Origin of the sequence: Roseivivax sp. THAF30 (genome assembly GCF_009363575.1) — a bacterium.
In the GTDB taxonomy this organism is placed as follows: domain Bacteria; phylum Pseudomonadota; class Alphaproteobacteria; order Rhodobacterales; family Rhodobacteraceae; genus Roseivivax; species Roseivivax halotolerans.
Genome location: NZ_CP045389.1, coordinates 1,298,160 through 1,313,836, shown reverse-complemented (window position 1 = coordinate 1,313,836; position 15,677 = coordinate 1,298,160). Strand labels below are relative to the sequence as shown.

Here is a 15,677-nt window from a genome sequence, read left to right as displayed (position 1 = left end):
GGCGCGCGCGTCGCCGGTATGAGACCCAAAAGAACCGAACGGGAAGTTCAGACCGCTCGCGTCAATCTTTCATCAAGCTCAGTCACCCTATTCTGCCGTGCGCCTCTCCAGAGGGAGAACGAACGCGCCCGCTCTTGAAGGACTGACATGGCAACCATTTTCGACCTGATCGAAGTGACCGGAATTTTCGCGAATACCACCTATTCGGAAACGAACGGCAACTTGCTCGGCGTGGTCGATGGCGCGGTGTCGAGCGCGTTCGACGACGGCGAGTTCGACGAAAATGACGTGTTTACACTGGGTGGCCAGACCTACCGGATCGATCTGATACAGGAACCGGCTAGCAGCGGCCGGTTCGTTCTGGGGGACGGAACGAACCTGAGCTTCGACCCTCAACACGAAAGCAACCTCGATGTCGTTTTTCTGACCGTATCGAACACGTCCGAGACCCGGTATTTCATCATCCCGAGTGACGATTACGGCGATATGAACGTCCAGGAAATCCGGACTGGCAGCCTGACGGATGTCGCCGGGAGCGATGCCGCCCTCGTCTCGACGCAGAATCACGCGATCAACGTCGTCTGTTTCACCGGGGAGACGCTGATCGGCATGGCAGACGGCACGGAGCGGCGCGCCGAGGATCTCTCGGTCGGTGACCTCGTCCTGACCCAGGACAGTGGAGCGCAGCCGATCCGGGGGATTTCGCGGCAAAAGCTGGGTGTCGCGACGATGCTGCGGCATCCGCGCCTCCGCCCGGTCCGGATCGGGCCAAATGTATTGGCGCCGGGTATTCCCTCGCGCGATCTGCGGGTGTCGCCGCAACACCGCATTCTCGTCAGATCACGCATTGCAAGCCGCATGTTCGGCAGCGACGAGGTCCTGGTCGCGGCGAAGCATCTTGTCGGAGTGAACGGGGTCGATGTGGACAGGGCCACATGGTCGGTCACCTACGTTCATTTCATGTTTGATCGGCACGAGATCGTCTTCGCAGACGGCGCCCCGTGCGAAAGCCTGTGGCTTGGTCCGCAAGCCCTTGCAACGCTCGGGCCTGACCCGTTGGGCAGGGTGAAGACGAGAATGGACGGTGAGGATGCGATGCCTTACGAGGCGGTCAGCCCGTCGCGGCCCTTGGTGGACGGACATCGCGCGCGAAAAATGTCTGAGCGCCACCGGAAGAACGCGAAAGCGCTTCTCGACGCGGCCTGGTGTCCTGCCGCATCGCAGGAGAGGCCGACTTAAGGTCGGGGCGTGACCTCGAAGCCCGCGCGTCTGCGCCGCTTACCTGAAACGTGAGGGGGTCAGGGATGCCGGTGATGTGACACCGGACGGCCGCCCTGCGCCGGTTCTGAATCGCACCGGCTGGCCACAATTTCCGCACCGACAGCGCCGGGGCGACATTCGCCTCGACCCGGCGCCCCATCCAATTGACACGACCGCATGTCATCCGGGAAAAGGCCGCCATTGCATGCGTAACCCGGACGTCGACATGAGAACTCTGACCTATGGTCTGGCACTGACATTGATGATCGGCTGGGTTCTCTGGATCGGCAAGCCGGTTCTCCTGCCGGTGCTTTCCGCGATCATCGCGGTGTACGTTCTGTTGACCGCCGCGGCGAGCATGGGGCAGTTGCCGGTCCTTGGGCGTTTTCCCAACTGGGCGCTGAGGGCGATCATCCTGCTCCTTTTCACCTGCGCGGTGATCCTTCTCTTCGTGCTGGTGATCAATAACCTCGCGCAAGTGGCAGCCGCCCTACCCCGCTACGAAACGAATCTCGACGCGATCGCGACCCAGTTCGCCGGGCTTCTGCGAATCGAGAACGAGCCGACCTGGGAAAATCTCAGAAGCGCCACGCTGGACCGCATCGATATGGGAAGCTGGGTGACACCGGCCCTTCTGTCGTTGCAGGATTTCGGGGTCGCCCTGTTCCTGGTCGTTCTCTACGCGAGCTTCATCATGGCCGAGCGCGGCACGATGGCGAAGAAGGTCGTCATCGCGATGGGCGGCGAGACGACCGGGGAGCGTGCCCTGTCGCTTCTGAGCCGGATCAACGAACGCGTCGGGGAATACCTCTTCGTGAAGACGGTTCTGAACGTCCTTCTCGGCGGGATTTCCTACGCGATCATGCTGGTGCTCGGCATCGAGTTCGCGCTCTTCTGGGCGGTGCTGATCGCTTTCCTGAATTACATCCCGTATTTCGGATCGATCGTCGGCGTGGTGTTTCCGGTCCTCCTGAGCCTCGCGCAATTCGGCTCTCTGTGGATGTCCGGCGTCGTCCTGATTTCCCTGACCACCGCGCAGATGTTCATCGGCGCGTATCTTGAGCCGCGCATGATGGGACGCGCGTTCAATCTCAGTCCCTTCGTCGTTCTCTTGGCGCTTGCCTTCTGGAGCACGCTCTGGGGCCTGGCAGGCGCCCTTCTCGCCGTTCCGATGACAGCGAGCCTCGTGATGGTTCTGGCAGAGATCAAGCTGACACGCCCCGTGGCGATCCTTCTGTCAGCCAGTGGGCGGGTCTGACGAGCAGGTGGGACGTTTCGCCAGTCTTCGGGTGTTCCGGCCGGCCCCGTAAGCCCTGTTCCCATCCACCGTTCGGCACTGCGGCAACATGTGCCCGAAGAAAACAGGCCCGGCGAGACATCGCCGGGCCGTATTCATTTCAGAAAGGTCCGCTGACCGGAATTCGATCAGCTCGTTTCTTCGTCGTGGTCATGGTCGTGATCGCCATGCTCCACCTCGACCTCGATTTCCATCTCGCCAAGACCGTCGAATGTCAGGTGCGCGTGGAAGTGGTCTCCGCCTTCGAAGGCTTCCTGCACGTTATGGAAGACGACGTGAACGCCGCTCGGCTGCATGGTCAGCACCTGGCCCGGCGCGATCTCGAGCGCGCTGACCTCGCGGACGGACATGGTGCCGCTGTCGCTCACGGAAGGTGCCTGGAAGATGCCGCTATCTGCGAAATCGACCGACGCGCCGGTCAGCGTGACAGCGGTGTCGGTGGTGTTCTCGATGGTCATGAAGACATCCATCGAATGGGCGGAGGCGCTCACTTCGACGGTATGGGCATGGCTGACCACGATACCGTTCGCTTCGAAGATATCGCCATCATGGTGCGCGGCGGCAGGCATGATGAATGCGGCCGATATCGCGGCCGCGGTAATTGCACGGTGGAACATAGTGATCTCCTGTTCGGGGCCCTCCGCCCCGGTGGTTGGCTCAAGTCATGTCCGCTGACAGGTTTCCTGGCTCGCGGTGGACGATCCGACCCCCACCTTCCCAACCTGTCGGTCAGTGGCATTACGGAGATCGACATGCCGCTTACAGTTGCGGGGGCAGCGTCGGCGTCTCACCGACTTCCCTAATCTTCTCGGACAAACTCACCGTAGCAGGCCGCGCCTCGAACGCAATCGGCGCAGGCGAAGATAAATCGCGGATGTCATTGTAATTCTCCGCGCGGGTCGTCATATCTCGCAGGCTTGCGTATTTTGCTCGACCCTCTGTCTCCGCTTTGCCGGCCTCAGTTGAAGATCGAAACTGGCACGGCCAAAGCTGTCGCATCCAGCGGACAGCACACACAAGGAGACAACGGTATGGCCACTGGCACCGTAAAATGGTTCAATTCCACCAAAGGCTTCGGCTTCATCGAGCCGGAATCCGGCGGCAAGGACGTGTTCGTCCACATCTCTGCGGTCGAGCGTTCGGGCCTGTCCGAGCTCAAGGACAACCAGAAGGTGACCTTCGAGATCGAAAGCGGCCGCGACGGTCGCGAATCCGCGACGAATCTCGAACTCGCGTGATCGAACGCACGCGGCACGCGCTTTGATGCGTGTCGCGGTGCACTAATCTTGCCGGAGCGCGGTCCCGTCGCGCACCGGCTCTCGAACCGCCTGTGGCGGCACACTCGATCCGTGAAGGCACTCGCATGAGTTCGAAGAAATCCGTTCCGGGGCCCTCGAAATCCGAGACGCGCGCAGAACAGACCACCGCCATCGCGACCGAGATCATTGACCGCGAAACCAGCGCTCGCACCGCGAAGACCGAGCGCTTGCGCGCTGCAAGGTTGCAGCGTGACGCCGATCTGAAGAAGCCGGCCAAGCGCACTGCCGCCAAGGGCAAGGACTGATCGCGCAGCCGGAGCCCGCATCGCGGGGATAGGAAACGCGGCCTTCGAAACGTCTGACCAGATGCGGCACGTCTGCTCTTTACTCGATGGATGTCCAGGAACTCGCGAAGGCATTCTCGCGTTTTTGCCGCTGAGCACACACGTTTGAGGAGTTTCCGATGACGCGCTCAGCCATCTCTTTCCCATTTGCATCGAACGAGCACGCACGTCTCCGCGAAGTGCGTGAAGTGGTCGATTCCGAGCGGCGAGGCGATCCCCTTTTGCAAGACATAGCCGAGCGTGCCGCCGAAATGTTCGGCACGCCAGCCGCTTTGATCTCAGTCGTCGACGCCGACCACCAATGGTTTCTCGGCCAGACCGGGATCGACTTGGAAATGACTCCGCGCGACTACTCGATCTGCTCGCGGGCGATCATGTCGGACCGGCCGCTGATCCTGCCCGATACGCTCGAACATGCCGAGTTCAGCACCCACCCAGCCGTCCTGCAGGCGCCGAATGTCAGGTTCTATGTCGGAGCGCCGATCGTGCTGCGATCGGGGTTTCGTGTTGGCAGCGTCTGCGCCTTGGACGTCGCGCCCCACGAAGCGCCGTCGGACGAGAAGATCAGCGCGCTCCAGAACCTCGCAGCCGAGGTCGTCCAGTATCTCGAGGCGCAGCACCAGCAGCGCTCGGGCGGTCAAACCGCGAACCGCAAGCAAATCGCCGGCGACGCGCAGCAGGAATTCTTGAACTTGATCGGCCACGAGTTCCGCACGCCGCTGACCGTGCTGCTCGGAAATGCCCGGCTCCTGCGTGCGGGCGTCAAGGACGAGCTCGGGATCGATCCAAAGAAGCGCGCGGACTTGTCCGACCGGGCAATCTCCGCCGTCATAGCCTCCGGCGAGCATCTGCAGAGGCTGATCGAGCATGTCATGCGTTTCACCGATCTTCAGAGTGGTGAACTCATGCTCACGGAAGAGACCATTCAGTGCCGGGATCTTCTCGATGCCGTCGTGTCTCCGATCAGCCCGATGGTCACGGCGTCGCATCGCAATGTCCGCGCGCAATGTTCAGACGAGATCCGGACGATCAAGGGGGACGGAGAGCAGCTGCTTGTCGCCCTCTCGTCACTCGTGACGAACGCCGTGACGCACGGAAAGGGCGATATAGAGCTATTTTCGACGAAAGGTGAGAATCGGACGCTTCGCATTGTCTGTTCCGATGAAGGCGACGGGCCGTCGGAGGAACAGGTCAACCGATCGGACCGGCCTTTCGCGATCTACCAGGACCTGAAGACACGCACGACCAGTGGCCTCGGCCTGGGCCTGCCCTTGGCGCGAAAGATCACCGAGCTCCACGGTGGTCGACTGCAACGCGGCCGCAACGAGACTAGCTCATGGGTCGAACTCGTGCTCCCTGGCTGGCGCTGTGGCTTGACGGCCTAGAGCCCGTTAAAGAAGACTGTCCGCCTGTTGCCGCAAGATGGTTGGCGCGATCGCAGATCTTTGTCCCGCCCTCCTCATCGCGATGCCCGCTGTGTCGATTACGCGGCAATCACCCTGGCGAGGCAGCTGCTCCAGCCGAGACTGCGATCGAGCATTTTCGCGCGCATGGGCCCGGCATTGCGCGCCAGGCGCGTATAAGCTTCGTCATCCTCCATGATCTTCTCCAGTTCTCCCCGAAGAGCGGCAACGTCGTCGGCAGGAAACGTAACGCAGGCCGCACCTACGGTCTCGGCGGCGGGGACCACAGAGCTGGCAACCGACGGCACCCCTTGCGCCGCCGCCTCGAGCACGACCAGCGCCAGCCCTTCGTTGAACTCGGTTCGGGTGGGACAGACCAGCAGATCTGACTCGTGTAGCGCGTCGTGCACCCCGTCAGCGTCCAAAGATCCTGCAAACTCGATTTGCGCCGCCGCATCTTGGTGGCTCACCGCATCGCGGATAGCCTCATCCGCGCTGCCGCTGCCGGCCAGCACCAACCGCGCATCCCCGAAGCGCCGAGCCAGCGCGCCGAAGGCCTCCAGTAGATCGAAAACACCTTTGCTGGCTTCGATCCGGCCCAGAAAAAGCAGCTGCCTTGCTCGCTTCCGGGCGCGCGGCGTGTGCAAGTGCTCCGGGCGCACTTGCGGCATCTCTGTCTCGACGCGCTGCACGTCCCCCGCCAGCGTCTCAAGTTGCCGCGCACATTCCGCGGACGTGCAGACCGCACCTTTGGCGCGTGCCAGCGCACGGCCCAAAAGCCATTGGCGCGCGCGGCTTTTCAGTGTCTGCGGGCGGTTTCCCATCGGCCAGAACGTGTTGTGCAGCGACAGGATCAGTTGTCCTCGGCCGGCCAGCGCATAATAGGCGGACGGCTTCAAATCGCCGCCCAGGATCGTGACATCCGGCGCCCAGTCACTGACAGCCGCCGCCAGCCGGCGTGCGTAATCGCGCTCGGCCAAATGCCAACGAGTCCCCTTTTCCGACCCTTCGCGCTTCACGCAAACAAAGCGAAATCGCGGATCGGCCACCGTCGGCCGGCTCTCGCTTTCGGTCAGAACAAGCGCTTCGGCGCCGAGCGCCGCCACCAGGCTGTAGAACTGCGCGGAATAGGTCAGCACCGGCACCCGCGCATCGTGCCGACCCTCAGCCCATTGCTCGAACGTGCCTACGGCGTCGCCCGGACCTGCATGGAAGGCCAGCTTGGGCGCGCGTCCATCCGGTATCCCCAAGCGATCGCGAATCTGCGCCGCAGCGCTGGGATCGAGAACAACGTCGTCTTTCAGATCGAAAGCATGATCCACGTTCCACGTCTCCGTCGCCTTGGCTGCGCTTCTCCAAATCCGCTCGCTCGTGGAAGGAGTGTGTCGCTTTCCCTGCCACCTTGTCGACCCGTCGCGCAGAAACTCGGCGCAGCTGCCCCTTGGAGCGACCTTCCACAGGGTGTCGTGGCGGTCGGCAGCTGCGTTTTGAGATGGTCGCGCGAAACTTGAGCAGTTTTCGCCCGACCAAGATCGCATTTCTCGCTCCCCGCGAGGCTCAAGCCGTTCAGTGAGAGATGTTATGCAGGTGGCGGAGGAGGTGGGAAGATCCGCCCAATGCTAGCAACCCCCTTTAATCATTGAATTTGCTTACTATTTCACGCCGACATGTGTGGTAAACATGTGTGGGAACAGGTGTGGAAATGGCAAGATTGAAGAACCCAAAATACCTCGAAACACGGGCTCGTCGTTGGTACGTTACGATGGATGTTCCGAAAGACGTTCGCCATCTGTTCGATGACAAGCCTCGTCTGGTCCAGAGTCTCCGGACTGAGAGCGTGACTGAGGCAGAGAGGCGTCGCGATCCGATTATCTCTACGTGGCGCGATCAGATCGCTAGAGCACGTACGTCGCTCAAGGATGACACCGTGAAGTTTCAGTACACCGCAGAGCAATGGCGAGAAGACTTGGCAGGTGTGGGCGAAGAAGAGCGAGACGTGCTGGAAGACGTCCTGCCGCTTCACATGGACAGGCTGAACCTGAAAGGAGCAAGTGAGCGCGAACGCTTTGAGAGCATCGTCATTGGAAAGACGCGCCGCACCGACGAGCACCTTGATGAATGGCTTCGTAGCTTGGACCTAACTCAGAAGTCTGTCGACCAAAAGGCGTCGGACGTTCGCCGGATGGCAAAGAAGTTTCCTTATACCAATGACATAACCAAGAAAGCGGTCAAAGCCTGGGTGACTGATCTTCAAAAAGGGGAAGGTTACGCAAGCGCAACTGTGAGGCGCTTCATTTCCTCAAGCAAGGGTTATTGGGATTACCTGGAGGATATCGAGGCGGTCGACGGAGGTGCCAATCCTTTCGAGCGTGTCTCACCCTCAAAGTCGAGCCGCACAAAACCCAAACCGGACACTTTGCGTCAGCCTTTCTCCCCGGAAGAGCTGGTCAAACTCCTTCGAAGAGCAGTCAATGAAAGTTCAAACGAGAGCAGAGGCTTAGCGTCTATTATTTGGTTTGGGATGCTCACAGGGTGCCGGATCGAAGAACTTGCACAAGTGCGTGTCGAAGACGTTTTCGAGGATCGCTTCAAGGTCTCCGAGTCCAAGACGAACGCAGGCATCCGTGAGGTGCCTCTTCACCCTTGGCTAAAGGAAAGCGTCGCTGCATGGGCTGAGCAAAGCGACGATGGCTACCTATTACCGTCAACGTCATCGAATAAGCACGACAAGAGGTCTGACGCGCTGGGCAAAAGGTTTGGCCGTCTCAAGACGAAAGAAGGCTTCGGAAGAATCTACGTTTTCCACAGCATTCGGAAGACAGTCTCGACGCAGCTCGAACAGCTCGGCGTCCCGGAAAACGTGAGTTCTGATATCTTGGGGCACGAAAAGAAGACCATGACCTATGGCCTTTACTCGGGAGGAACGCTCTTCGCAGACCGGATCGCTGCCATATCGCGTGTGAGCTATCCAGTCTCTCAGTCTGAGATAGATAGATTGTCCTCTGGGATCGTCTGACACAGACGGACGCCCCGCCTGCCGACACTGGCACCGTGAATTTTTTCCCGATATTTGTACCGAACGGAAAGGGCGAGGCGGCGAGATGGTTATGGGGACATCCTGTGGCCCCTCCAAGCGTCTTCAGCACGAACGCGTCTGAGGCACTACACCAAGGGCACATCTGACAGTCTGCCTCCGCTCCTTTCATGAAGCCTGCACCACAGCTCAATCGCCATTTGGCGCTGGGCAACACGTCTCTTTTGGACCGGTCCAAGAGAGGCCCTGAGCTTCAACCCCATCCCTAAAACCCAACTGACCTTGCCGTGTTCATGGTGCGCCCTGGACCGGCTTGTCGGCCTTCGTTCGCGTCATCGCTGGCGTGATCGGAGGGAATGAAAAAGGAGGTCCGATGACGGACGATCAAATGAAACACCACCTCAATGCGGCGAGAATGGCCGAGTTCAGACGGCAGGCAAAGAGCGATCAGGCTTTCGCCTTCTGCGACGAGGTGATGGAGATGACCACTGCCTACGAGACAGACCAAAAACTGAGGACACGGAAGCGGAGCAAGACCGCCACAGAGGCGTTCAGACGGTCCATAGAGGCGATCCTGGGCGATCTTATGAACCATGCCGGGAACGAAGACGCTGCCGGGTTCATGTACCGCTCCACGAAGCACTCAGCGTTCACGAAGACATGCTGTGCTGCACGAGCCTTTGAATACCTCTGTACCGATCTTTGGGTATCCTGGGATCTCGTCGAGCATAAACCCGGCTTCGCACGTTGGGACAGCTTCGGAGACGGAGACGGTCGCGATTATATCGATCATGCCAAAGCGGGACGGTATCGAGCTACGCCTCTTCTGAGAGAGATTGCCCAGCGCCACGGGATCACGCCAGAGACCGCCACTCAGCACTTCGCAAAGGTGGAGACCATCGCAACGCCTGTCGAGGTCAAGGGTCTTCCCGAGAACGGCAAAGGCGAGATGGTCAATGGACACTGGAAGCCCAAGGGCAAGCAAAAGCGCATCGTACCACCAAAGAGCCCCAAATATTTAGCCGCCGTAGAGGAGGTGCTCGGCATCAACGAGTTTGTCGGTCAGTTCAGCTACAGCTTGGAGGAGCCCCCGGAGTTCAAACGAGCCTTCCAGAACGGCCATGATCCGACGTTTGATTTCGATGCTGGGGGACGGCTCTACTGCGTCTCCGCTCAGAACTACCAGACCATGCCGTCACAGGAGCGCCGGTCTCTTACAATAGACGGAGAGCCCGTTGTCGAGGTCGATGTCTCGTCTAGCCAGTTGGCGATCTTCTATGCGCTTTTACACGGCTATGACCAACCGAACGGGGACTACTACGATGTCTTCGGAGAGGATGGAGCCACCATCGACCGGGATGTGGTCAAACGGGTCATCGTTGCAGCCCTGGGGAACGGGAAAATGCCGTCGCGCTGGCCGACCGGCTTGAAGGATCAGTACGAGAGCAAGACGGACATGACGTTGGGCGACGCGTATAGGCTGAAGGATGTCGTCTCCGCCATTGGCCGAAAGCATCCGATCCTGTCGCGTTTAGATCCCAATGATGCCCCTTGGGCCTCGCTACAGTACCACGAAGCAGAAGCGATCATCGCAACCATGATCGAGCTAAGAGATTGCTTTGAGTGCGTTTCTCTTCCCGTTCATGACAGCCTTCTCGTTCAAGAACGCAATGCTGAACTGACCAAGGATATCTTGGGACGCCAGTATCATCGTCACTTTGGCCTGACCCCATCGGTGACGGTAAAGCGATGACAGGTCTTGCTCCTCTCCGAACAGAGGAAACGTCCCAGGATCATCTCAGGCCACTTTAAGCGGCATCCTGGGTAGGGGTTGCCTAGTCATCACTGTCAGGTCCGGTCCCAGGACAATCCTAAGCCTCCTAGGGGGTATCCTGGGTTGGGATGGCCTAGCCATCACTGCTGGGAACGATCCTGAGCCTCGTGAGAGACAGACGCATCCAAAAGCATAACCTACCACGATAAGGATCAGCCCCTCTTTGGCAGCGGAGGGGCCGTGCATCGGCTTGTTCCTGGGATCATCCCAAGAGCTCTACCGATCCTCCCAGTGACGTTCTGACACGACAGAGCGTCACCAGCTGCCACCAACCTCAATCAATCAAATCATCCAATCCAACCGGCTGCCCAGCGCACTCGGTTGCCTAGCTATGGAGGTCACTCATGACCAATCAACAAACCCATCCCTCGGGCGATCCATCCCAGATGGCAGCACTTGCCCGTAGAGCCCTCATATCCGCCGACACAGAGGCATCTCTGCGTTTCGGGCACAGACCCCCACAAAGGCCATCAAAAAGCTCTGAGTCGGCGGTAAATTGGAAAACACCCTGGCACGACCATGTCGGAGAAGACGGTATTCTTACCCAGCATGGGAAGGTTCGCGTTCACCTACCCGACGACGAGCCTCAGCAATGGATCATCTCTGTAAAACGACAAGCCCAAGACAAATGGGTTGGTGTTTCCTTCCACTTGGAGGAGGCGACACTCCTGAAGAGGCTATGGGACAAGCAGTCAGAGAAAGGCGGAGAGCATCTGGCCCCAGACTATGAGGCGGTCAGGCAGGAACTGGCGATGCTCTGAGAGCCGATATGCCGCTGGCTGAGGGGCATGAGGGGCCTTCGACGGATTAGGACACCCGACGATGAACAAAAGGCCTCAGCCAGCGGTAAATGACGTCCTATGATGCAGGTAAAACAAGGCCATGGAACTCAATTGAGAGCCCGCTTTGGATGACCATCCTCTATGCCGCCTCTGGTCAGATAATCCGCTGAATTGAAAGACTTTTGTCTTGGCTTCGGCCAGTTCTCACCACGAAGACTACTGGCAGTTGATGTAGCTGGTCGGACCACGGAATTGATTCCAAACCATAGGCTCATAACAAACTGTACGGCCCTGCGCGTCTTGCACGACGTAGCCATAGAGCTTCCCATTGGTGTTCACATATGCCCGGATCGGTTCCATCGTAGCGAGCGCTGCACCCGCTCCTGTGATTGAAAAACCGACGACAACTCCTGCTAGAAATTTCTTCACTTTTGTCTCCTTATTGGCAGCTCCACCAAGCGACGGGCTCGTGGCTCAATCATGGCGACATAAAGAGTTTTCCCTGTCATCTGGCTCAGACGATTGTGCAGCATGCGGTAAGGTGGTTTCGAAGCGGTCGTGCGGCTCTGTAGCAGAGGGTGCTTGTTCTCAGAAAGGACACCATCTTGCTTCCGGCCCATACCGGCCATTCACGAGGGACGCCCGCTGCTATGCAGTATTCACCAGACCAGTCAATCGATGTCCCCGCAGCATTTTCACGGTTAGGATGGCGACGATCTGGCGGTCGAAGTCCCGAGCCGCGAGACGTGGGCCCAGCAACTTAACGCAGTGCATCTTGGTCTCTTCGGCGCTGCGGCGGTGATACTCAGTCCATCGCCGCCAAATGGTCCGCCCGATACGCTCTGTTTCGCGGAGGGCTCCGTTCCTTACAACCGCACCTGCGGTGTCGGGCTTGCAGAGCTTGGCGTTCTTGCTGCGGCGCCGCGGGCGGCGATCGGGTTATGGTATACTCAGGTGTCAAAGGCGCCGTAGGCGGTGACGCCGCCGATCTTCTGATCGGGCGGGACCTGTCCGCGCAGCTCGGGCAGCATTGGCACGTCGCAAATGTCTCTGGTGGTAAACTCGGCGGCTTGGATCTCTAGGCGGCGCTCGACCGGCATGAAGATTTCATCGAGGAACTTCTGGGCCTGTGATGACCGAAATGTGTTTCAGTGCTTGTCAAAGAGCTGGCGGTTTCGCACCCGTGGTTGTCGGTCACTCCATCGCGATCTGACCTGGATATGTCTGACGATCCAGTGCGATATGCGGTTGAAAACACTATCGCAAACAAGGATTGTGGGTGTCTAAACAAGCCCGCGATCTCCCTCAGGCAGATCTCATCCATTTGGCCGAAAGTTGGATGGCGATGGCGCAAGGGAGCCCTTAGGGCAAAACAGAAAAAGGCAGGCTTGCAGTGACTGAGAGATACCGAGCGGAACTACGCAGCGCCGAGAATGCGTATCAGTCAGCCATTAAGGCAGATATCTCCGAACTCTGTCGCGTCGTGGACGGTTGGCGAGAGAGCCCCATAATGATGGTTGGCTCTGGAGGATCTTACTCTGTGGCTAGTTTCGCCGCTCAGATGCATGAATTGATGGAAGGCGAAGCCGCCAAAGCCGTCACGCCGCTCGAAATCATTTCGGGCCCGACTACGAATGCCGGTATTGCATGCTTTTCGGCAAGTGGTCGAAACCGAGATATTGGTGTGGCTTTCAAGGTTGCAGCTCAACGAGAGTTCATACCGCTTTCCGCGCTGGTTCTAAGAGATGAGAGCCCGCTTCACTCTTTGGGGCGAAGGTTTCAGTACGCAGATGTCGTAGGCTTTCAATCTGACAGCTTTAAAGACGGCTTCTTGGCAGTCGCATCTTTGGTTGCGTCTTCCGTCTTGATTTTGCGTGCGTACCTCGCAGCGGCACCTGATAGCGAGGAGTTGCCTTCTTCGCTTGAGGAGCTGATGCACCAAACTGTTTGCGGATGGAGCGCGGAGGACATCGCCAGTCAAGCAAACGACCTGTGCTTGAACCGGACGGTCAGCCTATTGTTCACGAACTCCTTACGAGCGACGTCCGTCGATCTTGAGTCTCGCTTCGTTGAAGCAGGCCTGGGGAACCTACATGCTGCGGACCTGCGAAATTTTGGGCACGGAAGACATTTCTGGATGCACAAGCATAAGGCGTCGACGAGTATCGTTTGTTTGGTGGGCGACGGAATGGAGCAGCTCGCCAGAAAATCTCTTGAGGCTCTACCGCAAGAAATTCCGCGACTGAGAATAGATTTTCGTGGACCGAAGCACTTACAGGCCATTGCAGGTCTCGTAGTAGGTTTGCATCTCAGCCTTGGAGCTGGTGACGCCTCAAATACAGACCCCGCCAAGCCAGGTGTACCGGAGTTCGGAAGGCGGCTCTATCGGATCGGTCCGATGCATCCTGCTGGATCTCAGAAGGAGCTGAATTTGAATGCTGCTCTTGCACGGAAAGGAGTTAATACCTTAGGGGCAGACACGGAGGCTTGGTTCGAGCATTATTCCAACTCAATTAATTTTCTTAGAGACGCATCCATCCAGGGTTTGGTGATGGATTATGACGGAACACTCTCCGATGACCGCGATCGGTTCAAAGTTGGCCTTCGGCCCAAGGTATCCGAAGAACTGAATAGGCTCCTTGAAGGTGGGCTACCCGTAGGTATCGCAACGGGTCGGGGACCGAGTGCGGGGGTGTCCCTAAGGTCGAGCATTAAGCGAGAGCTCTGGGGGCGGGTACTTGTTGGGTACTATAATGGTGGAATAATTAGCTCCTTGAGGGACGAACGCGATCCCCTGCTAGGAGAATTGGATACGCTTGATCCGCTACTCGAAGAACTGCGCAAGGGTGCCTTTCTGTCTTCTTGCGAAATTCGCGCGAACACAAAACAGATTTCGGTCAAATTTTCCAGGAGGCGAGACGTTTCTCGGGCGCTTTCAGAAATTAGCGAAGCGCTGAGAATAAGCGGATATGATAAACGCGTGGTAATTTCGAGTCATTCTGTGGATGTTCTGCTTGGCGGGCAAAGCAAGCTTACCCTGGTCGAAGAGCTGTGCAACTATGCAGGAATAGACAGCAGCACGGTTTTGCGCATTGGTGACCGTGCCGATCCGGTCGGGAACGACTTTCAACTCTTGAAACATCCACTTGGTCTGAGTGTCGATCAGGCGAGCGGAGATCCCAAGACAGGTTGGGCATTGGCTCCCGCCGGAATCCGTGGTGTGCAAGCGACGGTCTTCTACCTTGAAAGGCTTGCAAAGCTTGAAGAGACTTGGGCTATGATGATTACCCCTTCCGATCGAGGTCTGACGAATTGAAGAAAGAACTCGCTGAAACACTTCTTACCAACATAATGGGGTGGTCCGATGCCGAAAAAGCAGAGGAAAGAGCTTTGCTGGAGAGCTTTGCGTCCTACAAATACGACGAGTATCAGCAGTTCGCGCCCGGGCGCCGCTTTCTGGAGAGTCTAGCGCTGTGGTTGCGGCAATTTGAAACCAAGGGTGAACGAGATATTGCCTATTCCTTCGTCACGGAACGGCTAATATTTATTTCAAATGCGGAGATAAACAGTCTTGTTGGATTGGCCTTCCCAACCTTTGTTCGCCCGAAGTTGATTGCCGATACCGCGAAAAGCCATTCGGATTTTGGATCTCATCAAGTAAAATCGATAGTTAAATCCAAGGAATATCGTGCAAGATTACGAAAGACGCTGTTTCTCGGGTTGAGCGACGGTGCTCGTACCGACCAGTTTCGGAGGGCGCATCCACAAGACATCACCCATGAACAAGTGTTTCACGCATATGATATGTCTTCGCCGAAGGCCAAAGGCTTCACGGAAAAATTACAAAAAGATCTCTCAACGATTTCTGACGCAGAAGTGCCGGAAGCCCAAGCTAAGTTCGAGTATGTAGTCTTGCTGGATGACTTTACAGCGAGTGGGACCAGCTATCTTCGAGAGGGAAAGAATGGGGACTGGGACGGAAAAATTGCAAAGATCATCCGCGAACTCGATAGCGACGAGCTTTTGGGTAGTCTCGTGGCTCAGTCCGGAGTTTCGATTCTCGTCGTGATCTACATCGCGGCCGACCAAGCGATAGAACACATCGAGAAGCGTTTGGGTCAGTTGCCATTTTCGAAGGGATCAATCGAGTTCAAGGTTGTTCATCGCCTCAACAGCGGCGTGAAGCTGGCGCAGCCGACGGACGATGGAATCTTGTCTCTTGCCGGCCAAGACCGCTACTTTGACCCCGATGCAGACGATGAGCATTCGAGGGTCGGTGGCACGTCCAAACGTTTCGGCTATGCAGGATGTAAGTTGCCGGTAGTTCTGGCACACAACACACCCAACAACTCCATCTTCCTCTTGTGGGCTGAAGATGTGCACAGGGTGCGCGGTTTGTTCCCTCGCGTCAGTCGCCATAGAAAGTTTGAGTAGCTGTGAGAAACCCATTCCGCATAAGAGCAT

The 15,677-nt window shown here is 57.9% G+C and carries 13 protein-coding genes, 1 pseudogene and 1 riboswitch; of the genes and pseudogenes, 10 read left to right on the top strand and 4 right to left on the bottom strand.

The features are described 5' to 3' along the window. Positions 1 to 147 precede the first annotated feature (147 nt). Entirely contained in the window at positions 148 to 1,239 is a 1,092-nt protein-coding gene (locus FIU91_RS06425; RefSeq protein ID WP_152461865.1) for a Hint domain-containing protein, read from the top strand. 247 nt (positions 1,240 to 1,486) lie between these two features. Continuing rightward, positions 1,487 to 2,518: an AI-2E family transporter gene (locus FIU91_RS06420; RefSeq protein WP_093014042.1), complete on the top strand. Its 1,032-nt coding sequence runs from the start codon at positions 1,487 to 1,489 to the stop codon at positions 2,516 to 2,518. A gap of 167 nt (positions 2,519 to 2,685) precedes the next feature. Here the strand turns inward: FIU91_RS06420 and FIU91_RS06415 are convergent, their stop codons facing one another. Next, complete coding sequence (locus FIU91_RS06415; RefSeq protein ID WP_152461864.1) at positions 2,686 to 3,174, bottom strand: copper chaperone PCu(A)C; 489 nt, start codon at positions 3,172 to 3,174, stop codon at positions 2,686 to 2,688. 38 nt (positions 3,175 to 3,212) lie between these two features. After that, a riboswitch (cobalamin riboswitch) is annotated at positions 3,213 to 3,407 on the bottom strand. Positions 3,408 to 3,588: 181 nt separating this feature from the next. Between FIU91_RS06415 and FIU91_RS06410 the strand changes: the two genes are divergently transcribed. The 3 genes from FIU91_RS06410 to FIU91_RS06400 all read left to right on the top strand — a co-directional run bounded on the left by FIU91_RS06410 (position 3,589) and on the right by FIU91_RS06400 (position 5,545). Then, positions 3,589 to 3,795, top strand: coding sequence for a cold-shock protein (locus FIU91_RS06410; protein WP_093013975.1), 207 nt, complete (start codon positions 3,589 to 3,591; stop codon positions 3,793 to 3,795). A 125-nt stretch (positions 3,796 to 3,920) separates the two neighbouring features. Further along, positions 3,921 to 4,121, top strand: coding sequence for a hypothetical protein (locus FIU91_RS06405; protein ID WP_152461863.1), 201 nt, complete (start codon positions 3,921 to 3,923; stop codon positions 4,119 to 4,121). Positions 4,122 to 4,279: 158 nt separating this feature from the next. Further along, positions 4,280 to 5,545 (top strand): GAF domain-containing sensor histidine kinase, encoded by a 1,266-nt coding sequence (locus tag FIU91_RS06400; protein ID WP_152461862.1) that lies wholly within the window; start codon positions 4,280 to 4,282, stop codon positions 5,543 to 5,545. 98 nt (positions 5,546 to 5,643) lie between these two features. Here the strand turns inward: FIU91_RS06400 and FIU91_RS06395 are convergent, their stop codons facing one another. Then, positions 5,644 to 6,708 carry a glycosyltransferase family 4 protein gene (locus FIU91_RS06395; RefSeq protein ID WP_216651630.1) on the bottom strand — a complete coding sequence of 355 codons (1,065 nt, stop codon included), beginning with the start codon at positions 6,706 to 6,708 and terminating at the stop codon, positions 5,644 to 5,646. Positions 6,709 to 7,265: 557 nt separating this feature from the next. On the opposite strand from FIU91_RS06395, the gene FIU91_RS06390 reads away from it, so the two are divergent. From FIU91_RS06390 to FIU91_RS06380, 3 genes are all read left to right on the top strand, one after another. After that, positions 7,266 to 8,579 (top strand): tyrosine-type recombinase/integrase, encoded by a 1,314-nt coding sequence (locus FIU91_RS06390; protein WP_152461860.1) that lies wholly within the window; start codon positions 7,266 to 7,268, stop codon positions 8,577 to 8,579. A 391-nt stretch (positions 8,580 to 8,970) separates the two neighbouring features. Further along, positions 8,971 to 10,350 carry a hypothetical protein gene (locus FIU91_RS06385; protein ID WP_152461859.1) on the top strand — a complete coding sequence of 460 codons (1,380 nt, stop codon included), beginning with the start codon at positions 8,971 to 8,973 and terminating at the stop codon, positions 10,348 to 10,350. Positions 10,351 to 10,775: 425 nt separating this feature from the next. Further along, positions 10,776 to 11,192, top strand: a complete 417-nt coding sequence (locus FIU91_RS06380) for a hypothetical protein (protein ID WP_152461858.1) — start codon at positions 10,776 to 10,778, stop codon at positions 11,190 to 11,192. A gap of 237 nt (positions 11,193 to 11,429) precedes the next feature. Here the strand turns inward: FIU91_RS06380 and FIU91_RS06375 are convergent, their stop codons facing one another. Both FIU91_RS06375 and FIU91_RS19645 read right to left on the bottom strand, forming a co-directional pair. Then, positions 11,430 to 11,642: a hypothetical protein gene (locus tag FIU91_RS06375; protein ID WP_152461857.1), complete on the bottom strand. Its 213-nt coding sequence runs from the start codon at positions 11,640 to 11,642 to the stop codon at positions 11,430 to 11,432. A 219-nt stretch (positions 11,643 to 11,861) separates the two neighbouring features. Further along, positions 11,862 to 12,304: pseudogene (locus tag FIU91_RS19645) on the bottom strand (IS5/IS1182 family transposase); the annotation flags it as partial. A gap of 449 nt (positions 12,305 to 12,753) precedes the next feature. Here FIU91_RS19645 and FIU91_RS06370 point away from each other — a divergent pair. Then, complete coding sequence (locus FIU91_RS06370; RefSeq protein WP_152461856.1) at positions 12,754 to 14,529, top strand: HAD family hydrolase; 1,776 nt, start codon at positions 12,754 to 12,756, stop codon at positions 14,527 to 14,529. Then, entirely contained in the window at positions 14,526 to 15,647 is a 1,122-nt protein-coding gene (locus FIU91_RS06365) for a hypothetical protein (RefSeq protein WP_152461855.1), read from the top strand. The genes FIU91_RS06370 and FIU91_RS06365 overlap by 4 nt, the downstream gene beginning before the upstream one ends. Positions 15,648 to 15,677: the final 30 nt, after the last annotated feature.

What these genes read in the sequence shown, in the direction of transcription:
- FIU91_RS06425 (WP_152461865.1), top strand. Translation starts at nt 148, where the DNA reads ATGGCAACCATTTTCGACCTGATCGAAGTGACCGGAATTTTCGCGAAT.
- FIU91_RS06420 (WP_093014042.1), top strand. Translation starts at nt 1,487, where the DNA reads ATGAGAACTCTGACCTATGGTCTGGCACTGACATTGATGATCGGCTGG.
- FIU91_RS06415 (WP_152461864.1), bottom strand. Translation starts at nt 3,174, where the DNA reads ATGTTCCACCGTGCAATTACCGCGGCCGCGATATCGGCCGCATTCATC.
- FIU91_RS06410 (WP_093013975.1), top strand. Translation starts at nt 3,589, where the DNA reads ATGGCCACTGGCACCGTAAAATGGTTCAATTCCACCAAAGGCTTCGGC.
- FIU91_RS06405 (WP_152461863.1), top strand. Translation starts at nt 3,921, where the DNA reads ATGAGTTCGAAGAAATCCGTTCCGGGGCCCTCGAAATCCGAGACGCGC.
- FIU91_RS06400 (WP_152461862.1), top strand. Translation starts at nt 4,280, where the DNA reads ATGACGCGCTCAGCCATCTCTTTCCCATTTGCATCGAACGAGCACGCA.
- FIU91_RS06390 (WP_152461860.1), top strand. Translation starts at nt 7,266, where the DNA reads ATGGCAAGATTGAAGAACCCAAAATACCTCGAAACACGGGCTCGTCGT.
- FIU91_RS06385 (WP_152461859.1), top strand. Translation starts at nt 8,971, where the DNA reads ATGACGGACGATCAAATGAAACACCACCTCAATGCGGCGAGAATGGCC.
- FIU91_RS06380 (WP_152461858.1), top strand. Translation starts at nt 10,776, where the DNA reads ATGACCAATCAACAAACCCATCCCTCGGGCGATCCATCCCAGATGGCA.